This window comes from Sphingomonas melonis (assembly GCF_013409985.1).
Lineage (GTDB): Bacteria > Pseudomonadota > Alphaproteobacteria > Sphingomonadales > Sphingomonadaceae > Sphingomonas > Sphingomonas melonis_A.
In genome coordinates this window covers 194,468-209,484 of record NZ_JACCBY010000001.1, presented here as the reverse complement: position 1 = coordinate 209,484, position 15,017 = coordinate 194,468, and the positions used below count along the sequence as shown (strand labels likewise).

Annotated in this window: 18 protein-coding genes; 13 read left to right on the top strand and 5 right to left on the bottom strand. The window is 67.6% G+C overall.

Going from position 1 to position 15,017, the window contains the following annotated elements; all coding sequences use genetic code 11:
- The 4 genes from coaE to HD841_RS01070 form a co-directional block, all read right to left on the bottom strand.
- On the bottom strand, positions 1-591 hold the full coding sequence (coaE, locus tag HD841_RS01085; RefSeq protein ID WP_179507047.1) for a dephospho-CoA kinase: 591 nt from the start codon (positions 589-591) through the stop codon (positions 1-3).
- Positions 588-1,430, bottom strand: coding sequence for a shikimate dehydrogenase (aroE, locus tag HD841_RS01080; protein ID WP_179507046.1), 843 nt, complete (start codon positions 1,428-1,430; stop codon positions 588-590). Before aroE ends, coaE begins: the two co-directional genes overlap by 4 nt.
- Positions 1,427-2,017, bottom strand: a complete 591-nt coding sequence (locus HD841_RS01075) for a Maf family protein (RefSeq protein ID WP_179507045.1) — start codon at positions 2,015-2,017, stop codon at positions 1,427-1,429. The genes aroE and HD841_RS01075 overlap by 4 nt, the downstream gene beginning before the upstream one ends.
- A gap of 189 nt (positions 2,018-2,206) precedes the next feature.
- Positions 2,207-3,025: a pyruvate, water dikinase regulatory protein gene (locus tag HD841_RS01070; RefSeq protein WP_179507044.1), complete on the bottom strand. Its 819-nt coding sequence runs from the start codon at positions 3,023-3,025 to the stop codon at positions 2,207-2,209.
- 313 nt (positions 3,026-3,338) lie between these two features.
- Between HD841_RS01070 and hemE the strand changes: the two genes are divergently transcribed.
- The 6 genes from hemE to HD841_RS01040 all read left to right on the top strand — a co-directional run bounded on the left by hemE (position 3,339) and on the right by HD841_RS01040 (position 7,698).
- Positions 3,339-4,358, top strand: a complete 1,020-nt coding sequence (hemE, locus tag HD841_RS01065; protein ID WP_179507043.1) for a uroporphyrinogen decarboxylase — start codon at positions 3,339-3,341, stop codon at positions 4,356-4,358.
- Positions 4,358-4,804: a CopD family protein gene (locus HD841_RS01060; RefSeq protein ID WP_179507042.1), complete on the top strand. Its 447-nt coding sequence runs from the start codon at positions 4,358-4,360 to the stop codon at positions 4,802-4,804. The genes hemE and HD841_RS01060 overlap by 1 nt, the downstream gene beginning before the upstream one ends.
- 21 nt (positions 4,805-4,825) lie before the next feature.
- Positions 4,826-5,101 carry a type II toxin-antitoxin system ParD family antitoxin gene (locus HD841_RS01055; protein WP_373562909.1) on the top strand — a complete coding sequence of 92 codons (276 nt, stop codon included), beginning with the start codon at positions 4,826-4,828 and terminating at the stop codon, positions 5,099-5,101.
- Complete coding sequence (locus tag HD841_RS01050; RefSeq protein ID WP_179507041.1) at positions 5,098-5,385, top strand: type II toxin-antitoxin system RelE/ParE family toxin; 288 nt, start codon at positions 5,098-5,100, stop codon at positions 5,383-5,385. The genes HD841_RS01055 and HD841_RS01050 overlap by 4 nt, the downstream gene beginning before the upstream one ends.
- A gap of 149 nt (positions 5,386-5,534) precedes the next feature.
- On the top strand, positions 5,535-6,791 hold the full coding sequence (rho, locus tag HD841_RS01045; protein ID WP_037535927.1) for a transcription termination factor Rho: 1,257 nt from the start codon (positions 5,535-5,537) through the stop codon (positions 6,789-6,791).
- Between the two features lie 202 nt (positions 6,792-6,993).
- Positions 6,994-7,698 (top strand): TerC family protein, encoded by a 705-nt coding sequence (locus HD841_RS01040; protein ID WP_179508042.1) that lies wholly within the window; start codon positions 6,994-6,996, stop codon positions 7,696-7,698.
- Positions 7,699-7,731: 33 nt separating this feature from the next.
- On the opposite strand, the gene HD841_RS01035 is transcribed toward HD841_RS01040, so the two are convergent.
- Positions 7,732-8,454: a dienelactone hydrolase family protein gene (locus tag HD841_RS01035; RefSeq protein ID WP_179507040.1), complete on the bottom strand. Its 723-nt coding sequence runs from the start codon at positions 8,452-8,454 to the stop codon at positions 7,732-7,734.
- A gap of 72 nt (positions 8,455-8,526) precedes the next feature.
- On the opposite strand from HD841_RS01035, the gene HD841_RS01030 reads away from it, so the two are divergent.
- From HD841_RS01030 to HD841_RS01000, 7 genes are all read left to right on the top strand, one after another.
- Positions 8,527-8,772, top strand: coding sequence for a DUF6489 family protein (locus HD841_RS01030; RefSeq protein WP_179507039.1), 246 nt, complete (start codon positions 8,527-8,529; stop codon positions 8,770-8,772).
- Positions 8,769-10,040 (top strand): tRNA uridine-5-carboxymethylaminomethyl(34) synthesis GTPase MnmE, encoded by a 1,272-nt coding sequence (gene mnmE / locus HD841_RS01025; RefSeq protein WP_179507038.1) that lies wholly within the window; start codon positions 8,769-8,771, stop codon positions 10,038-10,040. The genes HD841_RS01030 and mnmE overlap by 4 nt, the downstream gene beginning before the upstream one ends.
- Before the next feature lie 93 nt (positions 10,041-10,133).
- Complete coding sequence (gene mnmG, locus HD841_RS01020; protein WP_179507037.1) at positions 10,134-11,969, top strand: tRNA uridine-5-carboxymethylaminomethyl(34) synthesis enzyme MnmG; 1,836 nt, start codon at positions 10,134-10,136, stop codon at positions 11,967-11,969.
- Positions 11,966-12,583: a 16S rRNA (guanine(527)-N(7))-methyltransferase RsmG gene (gene rsmG, locus HD841_RS01015; protein WP_179507036.1), complete on the top strand. Its 618-nt coding sequence runs from the start codon at positions 11,966-11,968 to the stop codon at positions 12,581-12,583. Before mnmG ends, rsmG begins: the two co-directional genes overlap by 4 nt.
- Positions 12,580-13,368, top strand: coding sequence for a ParA family protein (locus HD841_RS01010; RefSeq protein ID WP_179507035.1), 789 nt, complete (start codon positions 12,580-12,582; stop codon positions 13,366-13,368). Before rsmG ends, HD841_RS01010 begins: the two co-directional genes overlap by 4 nt.
- Positions 13,365-14,267 carry a ParB/RepB/Spo0J family partition protein gene (locus HD841_RS01005; RefSeq protein WP_179507034.1) on the top strand — a complete coding sequence of 301 codons (903 nt, stop codon included), beginning with the start codon at positions 13,365-13,367 and terminating at the stop codon, positions 14,265-14,267. Before HD841_RS01010 ends, HD841_RS01005 begins: the two co-directional genes overlap by 4 nt.
- Positions 14,267-15,010, top strand: coding sequence for a dienelactone hydrolase family protein (locus HD841_RS01000; RefSeq protein WP_179507033.1), 744 nt, complete (start codon positions 14,267-14,269; stop codon positions 15,008-15,010). The genes HD841_RS01005 and HD841_RS01000 overlap by 1 nt, the downstream gene beginning before the upstream one ends.
- Positions 15,011-15,017: the final 7 nt, after the last annotated feature.

Genomic DNA, 15,017 nt, shown 5'->3' with positions numbered 1-15,017 from the left:
TCAGCCTGCGCGCGCCGCCATGCAAGCGATGACGTGGCGGACCACGGCACGCGTCTGGTCTAGCGGCACGTCGGTGGCGATGACATAGGTGGCGCGCGCGCGCTTGTCGGCATCGGGCAGCTGGCGGGCGAGGATCGCGTCGAACTTGGCCGCGGTCATGCCGGGGCGGGCGAGGGTGCGGCGGCGCTGGACGTCGGCAGCGGCGGAGACCACGGCGACGGCATCGACGCCGCGGTCGCCACCCGTCTCGAACAGCAACGGCACGTCGAAGACGACCAGCGCCGCGCCGGCATGGGCGGCAAGGAAGCTGGCGCGTTCCTCGGCGACGGCGGGATGGACGATCCCCTCGAGCCGCGTCATCGCCGCATCGTCGCCGAGCACCGCGGCGGCGAGGGCGGGGCGGTCGACGCCGCCCGCGCCGATGGTGCCGGGGAAGGCGGCCTCGATCGCGGCGACCAGGCGGCCGCCGGGGCCTTGCAGCCGATGGACCGCGGCATCGGCATCGAAGACGGGCACGCCCTCGGCGGTGAACATCGCCGCGACGGTCGACTTGCCCATGCCGATCGAGCCGGTGAGGCCCAGCACCATCATGCCAGCAGCGCCTCGCGCAATGCCTCGTCGCGGTCGCGCGGCGGCGCGGCGCCGAAGAACAGCTCGAAGGCGAGCGCCGCCTGCCCGATCAGCATCTCCAGCCCGTCGACCGTCTCGAGCCCGCGCGCCCGCGCGGCGGCGAGCAAGGGCGTCTCCAGCGGCGAATAGACGATGTCGTAGACGACGCTGTCTTCACTAAGCTCACGCAAATCGAGGTCGAGCGGGGGCTGGCCGGTCATGCCGAGCGTGCTGGCGTTGACCAGCAGCGCGGTGTCCGGGGGCAGGGGGGCCGACAGCGGCAGCGCCTGGCCCTTGAGCCCGAAGGCCGAAAGCAAAACACCTGCTTTCAATACGTTACGATTGAGGATCGTCACCGGGCCGACGTCCATCCGGGCGAGCGCGAACAGGATCGCGCGCGCCGCGCCGCCGGCGCCGACCACGGTCACCGCGCGGCCGGTAAAGTCGAACCCGGCGAGCGGCGCATAGAAGCCGCCGGCATCGGTGTTGGTGCCGACCGCGACGCCATCCTCGGCACGGAAGACGGTGTTGATCGCGCCGATGCCGCCGCGCACGTCGCCGCGATCGTCGACATGGTCGAGCGCGGCAAGCTTGTGCGGCATGGTGACGTTGCAGCCGCGCCAGTCGGGATCGTCGCGCCGTTCGGCGAAGAAGGCGGGCAGATCCTCCGTCGTGACCTGCGTCTTGCGATAATCGGCGTCGAGACCGAGCTGGTCGAGCCAGAAACGGTGGATGATCGGCGACTTGGACTGGACGATGGGATCGCCGATCACTTCGGCATAGGGCCGGCCTTCGCCGGCGGGTGCATCGGAACGGGTCATGCGGGGATCACTTCGCGGGTTCGGAGATAGTCGAGGACGTTGAGCAGCGGCAGGCCGAGGACGGTGAACTGGCTGCCCTCGATCCGGCTGAACAGTTGCGCGCCGGGGCCTTCGATCCGGTAGCAGCCGACGCAGCCGGCGATCGCCGGCCATTCCTGGTCGAGATACCATTGGATGAAGCTGGGCGAGAGCGGCCGGACGTGCATCTTCGCCGCTTCGACATGGCGCCAGACGGGGCGGCCGTTCTCGGCGACCACCGCCGCGCTCCACAGGTCGTGGCGCGCGCCGGACATGCGGGCGAGATGATCGGCGGCCTGTTCGCGGCTCTCGGGCTTGTCGAGCAGGCTGCCGTCGGCGAGCGCGACGACGCTGTCGCTGCCGAGCACGAGCCGGCCGGGATGGCGCAGGCTGACCTTGACGGCCTTCAGTTCGGCGAGCGCGTCGGCGAGGTCACGCGGCTTGCTGCCGGCGAGACCGGCCTTGGCGGCGTCCTCGTCGACGCCGGCGACGGTCGCCTCGAACGGCACGCCGGCGGCGGTGAGCATCGCGCGACGCGAGGCGCTCTGCGAGGCGAGGATGAGGGTCATGCGGTAGCTTTCGTCATTGCGGCGATATCACGCCATCTTTCGTCATCCCGGCGCAGGCCGGGATCCATGGATGCGATGGGGTTGGTGGTGGCGTGCCACGCCGGTCGCCCGTGTCCATGGGTCCCGGCTTTCGCCGGGATGACGAAGAGGAGAAGGGCTGCACACCACGAACGGGACAGGGCGACAGCCTCACGCCCGCGCCGCCTTGCGGTCGTTGGCGAGCGCGATGATCGCGGCGGCGGTTTCCTCGATCGAGCGGCGGGTGACGTCGATCACCGGCCAGCCGTTGTCGGCGAACATCCGGCGCGCGTAAGCGATCTCGCGCGCGACCGCTTCCTCCTCGACATAGGGCGTGTCGGGCATCTGGTTGAGCGAGAGCAGGCGGTTGCGGCGGATCTGGATCAGCCGGTCGGCGCTGGTGGTGAGGCCGACGACGAGCGGGTTCTTGAGCGTGAACAGGATGCGCGGCGGCGGGCTTTCGACCACCACCGGGATGTTGGCGGTCTTCCACCCGCGATTGGCGAGGTAGATCGAGGTCGGCGTCTTCGACGAGCGCGACACGCCGGCGAGGACGATGTCCGCCTCCTCCCAATCCTCCGAAGCGATGCCGTCGTCGTGCGCGATCGTCCACTGGATCGCATCGACGCGCGCGAAATAGGCGGCGTCGAGCGCATGCTGGCGGCCGGGGCGCGCCTTGGCCTGCTGGCCGAGCAGCCCGGACAGCGCGTCGTTGACCGGATCGAGCGGCGCCACCGCGGGCAGCCCGAGCGCGAGGCAGCGCTGTTCGAGGATGCGGCGCGTCGCGACGTTGACGAGCGTGAAGACCACCAGCCCCGGATTCTGCGCGATCTCCTGCAGAATGCGTTCGAGATGCGCCTCGGTCCGCACCATCGGCCAGAAATGGCGGACGGTCTCGACGTCGTCATATTGGGCCAGCGCCGCCTTGGCGATGTTCTCCAGCGTCTCGCCCGTCGAATCCGAGAGGAGGTGGAGGTGGAGGCGCATCATCGCGTGCCTCGGGGCAGACCTGTGGACAACATGGGCATAAGGGATAGGGCAAGTCGGCACCCCCGCCAAGCGACCCGGCGGCGGTGGACAACCCGCATTTCATCCACAATTGCGCACACAGAGCATGGATTTATCCACAGCCTGTGGACGGTGTGGATGGCCGCCCCCGAATCCCGGCGGAATCGCCGATCCTTGCCGGTCAACCTGTGGGTGATTACGGGACGAAACGCTTTATCCCGCGTTCCACGTGCCAACCACTGCATCAATCTTTTCTAGAATCTTCTTAGATAGGAAGAAGGCCCTGTCCGATCCTGTGAACAAGCCGCTGCTCGCCGTGCTGAAGGGCGCGAAACCGTCGGTGCCGCCGATGTGGCTCATGCGTCAGGCAGGGCGCTACCTTCCCGAGTATCGCGCGCTGCGGGCGGAGAAGGGCGGCTTCCTCGCGCTCGCCACCGATCCCGACGCGGCGGCGGAGGTGACGGTGCAGCCGATCCGGCGCTTCGGCTTCGACGGCGCGATCCTGTTCTCCGACATCCTGATGGTGCCCTGGGCGCTGGGACAGGATCTGACCTTCGGGCCGGGCGAGGGGCCGCGACTGACACCGCCGCTCGTCGATCATGCGCTGGACGCGCTGCAACGGGTGCCTGAGCGCCTCGAACCGGTCTACGGCACCTGCGAGCGGGTGGCGGCCCTTTTGCCGCCTGAGACGACGTTTCTGGGCTTTGCCGGGTCGCCGTGGACGGTCGCCACCTACATGGTCGCCGGCGCGGGATCGAAGGACCAGGGCGAGACGCGCGGCTTCGCTTATGCCGACCCGGCGGCGTTCGGCGCGATCATCGATGCGATCGTGACGATGACGATCGAATATCTGGCGCGGCAGATCGAGGCGGGCGTCGAGGCGGTGCAATTGTTCGACAGCTGGGCGGGGTCGCTCTCGCCGGCGCAGTTCGAACGCTGGGTGATCGCGCCCAATGCGGCGATCGTCGCCGGGCTGCGTGCGCGCTGTCCGGATGCCTGTATCATCGGTTTCCCGAAGGGGGCGGGGGCCAAGCTGCCCGCCTATGCGCGCGAGACGGGCGTCGATGCGATCGGGCTGGACGAGACGGTCGACCCGGTCTGGGCGGATGCGGTGTTGCCGGCAGGGCTGCCGGTGCAGGGCAATCTCGATCCGCTGGCCCTGCTCGCCGGCGGGGCGGCATTGGACGACGGCATCGACCGCATAGTGGCGGCGTTCCGCGACCGGCCACATGTCTTCAACCTTGGGCATGGCATCGGCCAGTTCACGCCGATCGCGCATGTCGAGCATCTGGTCGCACGGGTGAGGGGATCGTGATGGAATGGCTGGCGGGCGCCTATCTGTGGATCGTCGCGGCGCATGTGATCTTCGTCATCTTCTGGATGGCGGGGATGTTCATGCTGCCGCGCTACCTGGTCTATCACCAGGAGGCGCTGGTCGCCGGCCGCGCCGAGGAGGCGGCCTTGTGGGTCGAGCGCGAGACCAAGCTGCGCGCGATCATCCTGACCCCGGCGATGATCGCGGTGTGGCTGCTCGGGCTGCTGCTCGCGACGGTGGGGCAGCATTGGGGCGAGGGCTGGCTGCACGCCAAATTGCTCTTCGTGCTGCTGCTGTCGGGCTATCATGGCTGGGCGGTCGGCTATGCGAAGAAGCTGGCGCGCGGCGTGATGACGCTCGACGGCCGGCGGCTGCGGATGATCAACGAGGTGCCGGCGCTGGCCGCCGCGGTGATCGTCGTGCTGGTGTTCGTGAAGCCGTTTTGATAATAGTTGATAACGACCAAGGTGTCGCTGGAGGCGGTGATGATCAGTGCGGATTTGGGGCAGCAGCTCGAGACGTTCGTCGCCGACCTCGTCGAGACCGGGCGGTATAACTCGAAGAGCGAGGTGCTGCGGGAAGGCGTGCGCCTCGTCCAGGAGCGCGAAGCATGGCTTGCCGCCGTGCACGCGGGGATCGCGCGCGGCTTGCAGGATGCAGATGCGGGGCGGACCAAGCCTGCGGAAGACGTCTTCGATCGGCTTGAGGCGAAATACCGCGCGATGCTGCCGATCGAGGAATGATTGTCCGGCTTAGTATCTCAGCCGAGGACGACCTGGAGGATATCGGCGACTATATCGCGCGCGAAGACCCCTGGTCGGCGGTTGAACATGTCCGTGTGCTGAGAGCGAAGTGCATGGACCTGGCCTATTTTCCTCGTCGGTTTGCGCTGGTCGCCGGCCAGGAACCGGAAGGCGTCCGCCGTCGCGTCCATGGCAATTACGTGATCCTCTATCGTATCGATGACGCCGCAGTCGTTATTCTCCACATCGTTCACGGCGCGCGTGATTATGGCAGGCTGCTCTAAGTCCGCTTGACGAACCCCCTCCACGCTCTTACCTCCTGAACACGCGTAGAGCTGCCGTCCGGTGGTTCCGCGTTCCTCCCGGGCTATCGTCGCTGCGAGTCCTTCGCCGATTTGAGCCACTCCCCCCGCTTACGCATTCGGATTATTCCATGCATCTTAGAGACTTGAAGAAAAAGACCCCCGCCGAGCTGGTCAGCATGGCCGAAGAGCTGGGGGTCGAGGGCGCCTCGACATTGCGCAAGCAGGATCTGCTGTTCGCGATCCTCAAGGTGCAGGCCGAAAACGGCGACCAGATCATGGGCCTCGGCACGATCGAGGTCCTGCAGGACGGCTTCGGCTTCCTGCGCTCGCCCGAGGCGAATTACCTCGCCGGGCCGGACGACATCTACGTATCGCCCAACCAGGTGCGCAAGCACGGGCTGCGCACCGGCGACACCGTCGAGGGCGAGATCCGCGCGCCCAAGGACGGCGAGCGCTATTTCGCGCTGACCAAGCTGACCAGCGTCAATTTCGACGATCCCGATGCGGTCCGTCACCGCGTCAACTTCGACAACCTCACGCCGCTCTATCCGGAATCGAAGCTGACGCTCGACCCGGCCGATCCGACGCAGAAGGACAAGTCGGCGCGCGTCATCGACATCGTCTCGCCGCAGGGCAAGGGCCAGCGTACGCTGATCGTCGCGCCGCCGCGCGTCGGCAAGACGGTGATGCTCCAGAACATCGCGCGCGCGATCTCGGACAACCATCCCGAGGTGTTCCTGATCGTGCTGCTGATCGACGAGCGGCCCGAAGAGGTCACCGACATGCAGCGCAGCGTGAAGGGCGAAGTGGTGTCGTCCACCTTCGACGAGCCGGCGCAGCGCCACGTCCAGGTCGCCGAGATGGTGATCGAAAAGGCCAAGCGCCTCGTCGAGCACAAGAAGGACGTCGTGATCCTGCTCGACAGCATCACCCGCCTCGGCCGCGCCTACAACACGGTGGTGCCGTCGTCGGGCAAGGTGCTGACCGGCGGTGTCGACGCCAATGCGTTGCAGCGCCCCAAGCGCTTCTTCGGCGCGGCGCGCAACATCGAGGAGGGCGGCTCGCTGTCGATCATCGCCACCGCGCTGATCGATACCGGCAGCCGCATGGACGAGGTGATCTTCGAAGAGTTCAAGGGCACCGGTAACTCGGAAATCGTGCTCGACCGCAAGGTCGCGGACAAGCGCGTCTTCCCGGCGCTCGATGTCGGCAAGTCGGGCACCCGCAAGGAAGAGCTGCTGGTCGACAAGGACAAACTGTCCAAACAGTGGGTGCTGCGTCGCATCCTGATGCAGATGGGCACGATCGACGCGATGGAGTTCCTGCTCGACAAGATGAAGAATTCGAAGACCAACGAGGATTTCTTCGACTCGATGAACCAGTAAGCTGGCGCGGGGCGGCCAGCCTGCATCGGCCGCCCCGCATGCCGGTCGGCCGGCGTCACGAGGCGCACGTTCAACGCGGTGGAGCTCCAGCCCGCCGCGGATCGCCCGACAGTCCAACGCGCGGAAGCCACATGGCTTTCGCGCGTTGCTGCGTTATGGACCTAATTATCAACCGGGAGTTTGAAACGTGTCCATCATCGCCATGCTGAGCGCTGCCGCCGCCAGCGGGCCGGGGTCTCCGGCCGACATCTGGCAGCATATCGTCAACGACTTTTCCAATATCGGCACGCCTGCCGCGCTCGCCGCCTTCATCCAGGTGCTGATGATCGACGTCGTGCTGGCCGGCGACAATGCGATCGTCGTCGGTGCGCTCGCGGCCGGTCTGCCGGTCGACCAGCGCAAGAAGGTGATCCTGATCGGGATCATGGCGGCGCTGGTGCTGCGCATCATCTTCGCGCTGGCGGTCAGCTGGCTGCTCGGCGTGATCGGCTTGATCTTCGCCGGCGGCATCCTGCTGCTCTGGGTGGCGTGGAAGATGTGGCGCGAGCTGCGCGAGGACCACAATGCCGGTTCGCCCGAAGTGGACGGCGACGAGACGTCGGGACTGAAGCCGGCCAAGAGCTTCGCCGCAGCGGCCTGGGCGGTGGCGGTCGCCGACGTGTCGATGAGCCTCGACAACGTCCTCGCGGTGGCCGGTGCCGCGCGCGAGCATCCCGGCATCCTGATCATCGGCCTGCTGCTGTCGGTGGCGATGATGGGAATCGCGGCGAACCTGATCGCCAAATATATCGAGCGCTACCGCTGGATCGCCTATGTCGGGCTGCTGGTGATCCTCTATGTCGCGGGCAAGATGATCTACGAAGGGGTCGTCGACCCGCAGGTCGGCGTGCTCAAACTGTTCGGATAAGGGAAGGGGGGCCGTCGGGCCCCCCTTTTCGTATCAGCCGAGATGTTCGGCGAAGAAAGCGGCGGTGCGGTCGTCCGCCAGTTGCGCGGCGGCATCCGACCGGCGCTTGCCGAATTGCGCGGCAAAGCCGTGGTCCTCGCCGGGATAGTCGTAGAGCGTCACCTTGGGGTGATCGTCGAGGCCGGCATGCATGCGGGCCTGCGCGTCCTTGTCGACGAAATGATCCTCCTGCGGAATGTGGAGGAGGACGGGATTGGCGATGGCATGCATCTCGCCGAGCAGCCCGTCGATGCCGACGCCATAATAGCCGACCGAGGCGTCAACGTCGGTGCGTGCCGCGGTCATGAACGCGAGGCGGCCGCCAAGGCAATAGCCGACCGCGCCGACCTTGGCGGCAAGGCCGGTGCCGGCCTGCGCATCGTTGAGCATCGTTCGTGCGGTGCGGATCGTCGCCTCGATATCGCGGATGCCGGCGTCCTGGTCGAACTTGCCCATCAGCTCGAGCGCCTGCTGCATCTCGTCGGGGACATCGGGGTCGAGCTGGATGCCCGGTGCGATCTGCCAGAACAGGTCGGGGGCGAGGGCGAGATAGCCGTCGGCGGCGAACGCATCGGCCTTGGCACGGATGCCGGCGTTCACGCCGAAGATCTCCTGGATGACGACGATCGCCGCGCGCGGCGTGCCGACGGGTTCGGCGACATAGACGTCGAAGCGGCCGCGGTCGTCGAGTGTCTCGATCTGGATGGTCTTGGTCATGGGGGTCCTCTCGCGCGTGGGAGTAGGCTGAGCTATGCAGCGGGCCTGAGGGCTGCTCAAGGGGCGACGCGCATGAAGGTGACCGTGGATGTGGATCTGACCCCGGAGGAGGCGCGGCGTGCAATGGGACTGCCCGACCTGACGCCGCTGCACGATCGGTATGTCGCCTCGCTGCTCGAAGCGATGAATGGCCAAGTCCGCCCCGAATTGCTCGAAACGATGATGAAGAACTGGGCGCCGATGGGGGACGCCGGCTTCACGATGTGGCGCCAGATGTTCGATCAGGCGACCGGCAGCGGGGGGAAGACGGGCAGTTGAGCGACACGATCTTCGCGCTGTCGAGCGGTGCGGCTCCGGCCGGGATCGGCGTGATCCGGATCAGTGGCCCGCACGCCTTCGCCGCGGTGGCGCGGATCGCCGGCAGTGTGCCGCCGGCGCGGACGGCGCGGCTGCGCGCCTTGCGGGATGCCGACGGTGCGTTGCTCGATCGCGCCCTGGTGCTCGCATTCCCCGGGCCGGCGACGGCGACCGGCGAGGATCTTGCCGAACTGCATTGCCATGGCGGCCGGGCGGTCATCTCGGCGGTGCTGCGGGTGCTCGGCGAACAGCCGGGGCTGCGACCGGCGTTAGCGGGGGAGTTCACCCGGCGGGCGCTCGGCAATGGCCGGATCGATCTGGCCGAGGCGGCGGGGCTCGCCGACCTGCTGTCTGCGGATACAGAGCGGCAACGCGTCGCGGCCTTGGCGGCGGTGGAGGGCGTGGTCAGCCAGCGCGTGCGGGGCTGGCTCGATCGGCTGGCGATGCTGGCGGCGCTGACCGAAGCTCAGCTCGACTTTGCCGATGAGGATGATGTCGGCGATGACCAGATGGGCGCGGTGCGGGCAGGGCGGGCCGAACTTGCCGCGGAGTTGCGTGCGGTCCTCGCCAATCCCCCGGTCGAGCGGCTGCGGGATGGCATCCATGTCGTGCTCGCCGGACCGCCGAACAGCGGCAAGTCGACGCTGATCAATCTGCTCAGCCAGCGCGAGGTGGCGATCGTGTCCTCGATCGCCGGGACCACGCGCGACCGGATCGAGGCGACGGTGACGCGGGCGGGGCTGGTCTATGTGCTGACCGATACCGCCGGGCTGACCGCCACGGACGATCCGATCGAGCGGATCGGCGTCGAACGCGCGGAACGTTCGGTCACGCGTGCCGACCTCCTGCTGTGGCTTGGCGATGATGCGCCGCCGCGGCCGGACGCGCTGTGGGTGCAGGCGAGGAGCGATGCGGCGGGACGGTCGCCCGTCGTCGGGGCCGACATTGCGGTGGCGCAGGATGACGCCGCGAGCATCGAAAGATTGTGGACGATGATCGCCGAGCGTGCCGAGCGGCTGATGCCGCGGGGAGACGTGATCGCGTTTCGGGAGAGCGAGCGGGAAGCCTGTCGGGCGGCACTCGCGGCGATCACTCCGGATGAGGCGGACGCGTTGATCGTGGCGGAGCAACTGCGGCTCGCGATCCGGGCCTTGGGCGGAATACTCGGCATCGACGCCACGGAGGTGATGCTGGACACGTTGTTCGGGCGGTTCTGTATCGGGAAATGATGTTCCACGTGGAACATCGGAAACGGGAGGGGATCGCGCTGTTCCACGTGGAACAGTTTTGACCTTCCCCATCAGCTCGCATAGGCGATTGGCATGTATGACGTGATCGTCGTTGGCGGTGGCCACGCCGGGACCGAAGCCGCTGCCGCTGCCGCGCGGCGCGGCGCCCGGACCCTTCTTCTCAGCCATGACCGGTGCCTTATCGGTGCAATGTCGTGCAACCCCGCGATCGGGGGGCTCGGCAAGGGGCATATCGTCCGCGAGGTCGACGCATTCGATGGCCTGATCGGACGCGCGGCGGACGCGGCGGCCATTCATTATCGCATGCTCAATCGCAGCAAGGGCGCGGCGGTGCAGGGGCCGCGGGTACAGGCGGACCGGCGCCGCTATGCGGCAGCGATCCAGCAGATGCTCGCCGCTTTGCCGACGCTCACGCTCGCCAAGGGTGATGTCGATGCGCTGAGCTTGAGCGGTGGCCGTGTCGATGGCGTCGTGCTTGCCGACGGTAGTCGTGTGGCGGGGCGCGCGGTGGTGTTGGCGACCGGCACCTTTCTCGGCGGGCGCATGTTCCGCGGGGACGAACGCCACGAGGGCGGCCGCATCGGTGAACGTCCGGCGCGGAAGCTTGCGGAGCAGCTCCGCGCGTTGGCGCTGCCACTCAGCCGGCTGAAGACCGGAACGCCGCCACGGCTGGATGGCCGGACGATCGATTGGGCGCGGCTGGAGAAGCAGCGCTCCGACGCAGACCCGTGGACGATGTCGCCGATGACCGGACGACGCCTGCTGCCTCAGGTGGCCTGCGCGGTGACACGCACCACGGCGGCTACGCACGATCTTATTCGTGGCGGTCTCGATCGCTCGCCCCTGTTCGGCGGCGACATCGAGGGGCAGGGGCCACGTTATTGCCCGTCGATCGAAGACAAGGTGCATCGCTTCGGCGATCGGGATGGCCATCAGGTGTTCCTCGAACCGGAGGGTCTGGATGACGCGACGGTCTATCCCAACGGCCTGTCCACCTCGCTGCCGACCGATGTGCAGGAGGCGATGATCCGCAGCATCGCCGGGCTGGAGCGCGCGCGGATCACCGTGGCCGGCTATGCGGTGGAATATGATTATCTCGACCCGCGCGCGCTCGACGCGACGCTGGCGCTCGCGGCGATCCCCGGCGTCTATTGTGCCGGGCAGCTCAACGGCACGACCGGCTATGAAGAGGCGGCGGGGCAGGGGCTCGTCGCCGGTCTCAATGCGGCTGCTGCGGCGTGTGACGTGGCCCCGTGCGTGCTCGATCGTGCGTCGAGCTATACCGGGGTGATGATCGACGATCTGGTGTTGCAGGGGGTGACCGAGCCCTATCGGATGCTGACGGCGCGGGCGGAATATCGGCTGTCGCTTAGGGCGGACAATGCCGAGACCCGGCTTGGCCCCGTCGCCGAAGCCTTGGGCTGTTTGGGGGAGGAGCGGCTCGCCGCGCAGCATCGTCGGGCGGAGGCGAGGGCGGGCGTCCGCGATGCGTTGTCGCGATCGGTCACCGCTGCGCAGATCGCGCAATGCGGGGTGCATGTTGCGCAGGATGGCAGCCGCCGCAGCCTGTTCGAATGGCTGCGCATGGGCGATCTCGACCTTGGCCGCGTGGCGCCGGACGTGCCGGAGATGGCGCCCGCGGCGATCGTCGACGAGGTGATCGAGGATGCGCGCTATGCTCCGTATATCCAACGGCAGGCAGAAGAGGTCGCCCGGATGCGGCGTGAAGAGGCAGTGCCACTGGCGGCGGACCTAGACTATGCGGCGATCCCCGGGCTCTCCAACGAGATGATCGATCGGCTCGGCAAGGCACGTCCGGCATCGCTTGGCGCGGCAGCACGGGTGCGCGGCGTGACCCCGGCGGCGCTTTCGGCCATCTACCTCTACGCACAAAGGCGCGCCGCATGACGGAAGACGAGGCACGCGCTTGGTGCGTCGCGCGATTTGGCGAGGAGAGGGCGGCCCATGTTGCCCGCTTTCTGGACATGGTTCGGGAGGAGAATAGCCGCCAGAACCTGATCTCGCCGGCCAGTGTCGAGACGATCTGGAGCCGCCACGGCATCGATTCTGCGCAGCTGTTGTTCCACGTGAAACAACCCGGCGGAGCGTGGCTCGACGTCGGGACCGGTGGCGGCTTCCCGGGCATGATCGTCGCGATCCTCCGCGATGAACCGGTCACCATGGTCGAGCCCCGCAAGAAGCGAGCGGCGTTCCTGCAGGAGTGTGTCGATCGCCTAGGCCTTCGCCATGCCACGGTCGCGGCCTCAAAAGTGGAAGGAGTCGAGGGCCGCTTCACGACAATTTCCGCGCGGGCGGTCGCATCGGTCGAAAAGCTTTTGCAAGCGGCCGAGCATTGCGCCACACCGGAGACGCGCTGGATCCTCCCCCGCGGACGGATCGAGGCCGAAGAATTGGCCCGCCTGCAGCGCGACCGGACCAGAGTGTTTCACGTGGAACATAGTTTGACCGATCCTCAATCCTCGATCCTGATCGTGGATCGCAACCAAGGACGCGCGCGATGACCTGTATTGCGGTGGCCAACCAAAAGGGCGGCGTGGGTAAGACGACCAGTGCGATCAACCTCGCGACCGCGCTGTCGGCGACGGGCAAGACCGTGCTGCTGATCGACCTCGATCCGCAGGGCAATGCCTCGACCGGCCTCGGCATCAGCCAGTCCCAACGCGGACGATCGAGCTATCATGTGCTGATCGGCGAGGCGGAGATCGCCGACACCGTCATCACCACCAAGGTGCCGCGGCTCGATCTGGTGCCGGCGACGCAGGACTTGTCGGGCGCGGAAATCGAGCTGGTCGAATTCGACCATCGTACCCATCGCCTCGACCGCGCGCTCGCGCAGGCGAAGAGCCGCTGGGATATCGTGCTGATCGACTGCCCGCCGTCGCTCGGCCTGTTGACGATCAACGCGATGGTCGCCGCGGACAAATTGCTCGTGCCGTTGCAATGCGAGTTCTTTGCGCTCGAGGGCCTGTCGCAATTGCTCACCACGGTCGAGCGCATCCGTGAACGGTTCAATCCGGGTCTGGCCATCCTCGGTGTCGCGCTCACCATGTACGACCGCCGCAACCGGCTCACGGAACAGGTCTCGGCGGACGTCCGCGCCGTTCTGGGGCAGGTGGTGTTCGACACGGTCATCCCGCGCAACGTCCGCCTGTCGGAGGCGCCGAGCCATGGGCTGCCCGCGCTGATCTACGATTATCGCTGTTCGGGGTCGCAGGCCTATATCGATCTCGCGCGTGAATTGATCGCCCGACTGCCGCAGACTCCGCCCACCGCGGCGGCGGCATGAGCGACGCGGCGAAGCGCAGCCGACCCGCGGGGCTCGGCCGTGGGCTGAGCGCGCTGCTCGGCGAGATGGCAAGCGAGGCGCCGGTCAGTCCCGGTGCCGAGGGCAAGGTGCCGACCGGCGTCCGCATGCTGCCGGTCAGCGCGCTGACCCCGCATCCGGGCCAGCCACGGCGCCATTTCGACGATGCCTTGCTCGACGAACTGGCGGCGTCGATCGCGTCGCGCGGCCTGATCCAGCCGATCGTCGTGCGGCCGCACGGCCATGATTATCAGATCGTCGCGGGTGAACGGCGCTGGCGCGCGGCACAGCGGGCGCGGCTGCACGAAGTGCCCGTCGTCGTCCGCGACTTCGATGACGCGCAGACGCTCGAGATCGCGCTGATCGAGAATATCCAGCGCCAGGATCTCAACGCGATCGAAGAGGCGCAGGCCTATCAGCGGCTCGCCGGCGAATATGGCCATACCCAGGAGGCGCTCGCCAAGATCGTCCACAAGTCGCGCAGCCACGTCGCCAACCTGCTACGCCTGCTCGAACTGCCCGAGGCCGTGCAGGATCGGGTGACCGACGGGTCGCTGTCGATGGGCCATGCGCGGGCGTTGCTCGGGTCGCGCGACGTCGAGATGCTGGCCGAACAGGTGGTCGCGCGCGGCCTCTCCGTGCGCGAGACCGAGAAGCTGGCGAAGGGCGCCAAGCCGGAGCGGGCAGGGGGGCAACGCGATCGCACCCCGCCGCCGGCGCCCGATGCCGATATTGCTGCGCTCGAACGGCAATTGTCCGATCTGCTCGGGCTGCACGTGCGGATCGCGCACAGCGAGAAGGGCGGGACGATCACGCTCACCTATTCAACGCTCGATCAGCTCGACATGGTGTGCCAGCGGCTGACCGGGGATTCGATCTGATGATCCTGCGCAGCGACGAATATGACGATCTGCCCACCGCAGACGGCGGGGTGATGCGGACGCACTGGTTCCGACCGGCGGGGGAGGGGCGGTTCCCCGGCCTCGTGCTCTATTCGGAAATCTACCAGGTCACCGATCCGATCCGCCGGCTTGCCGCCTTCTTCGCCGGCCATGGCTATGTCGTCGCGGTCCCGGAAGTCTATCACGATTATGAGGCGCCGGGGACGGTGCTGCGCTACGATGCCGAGGGCACGGCGCGGGGCAATGACCTCAAGGTCACCAAGCCGGTGGCGGGCTTCGATCGCGACGCCACGCTGGTCCTCGACACGCTGGCGCAGCATCCTGCCTGTTCGGGGCGGCTGGGGACGGTTGGCGTGTGCCTCGGCGGGCATCTCGCCTATCGCGCGGCGCTCGATCCGCGGGTGCGTGCGGCGGCGTTGTTCTACCCGACCGACATCCACTCAGGGACGCTGGGCGAGGGCCGGTCGGACGACAGCCTCGCGCGTATGGCCGAGCTGCGGGCGGAGACGCTGTTCGTTTTCGGTCGGCAGGACCCGCATGTGCCGTTCGCGGGACGCCAGGCGATCCGTGCGCGGCTCGAAGAGGTCGGCGCGACCTATGAATGGCATGAGGTGAACGGGCAGCATGCCTTCCTGCGCGACGAGGGGCCGCGGTACGACCCGGCGCTGTTCGTCGCGGCGACCGGCTGGGCGCTGGCGCTGTTCGGGCGGGTGCTGCGCTAGGCGCCGC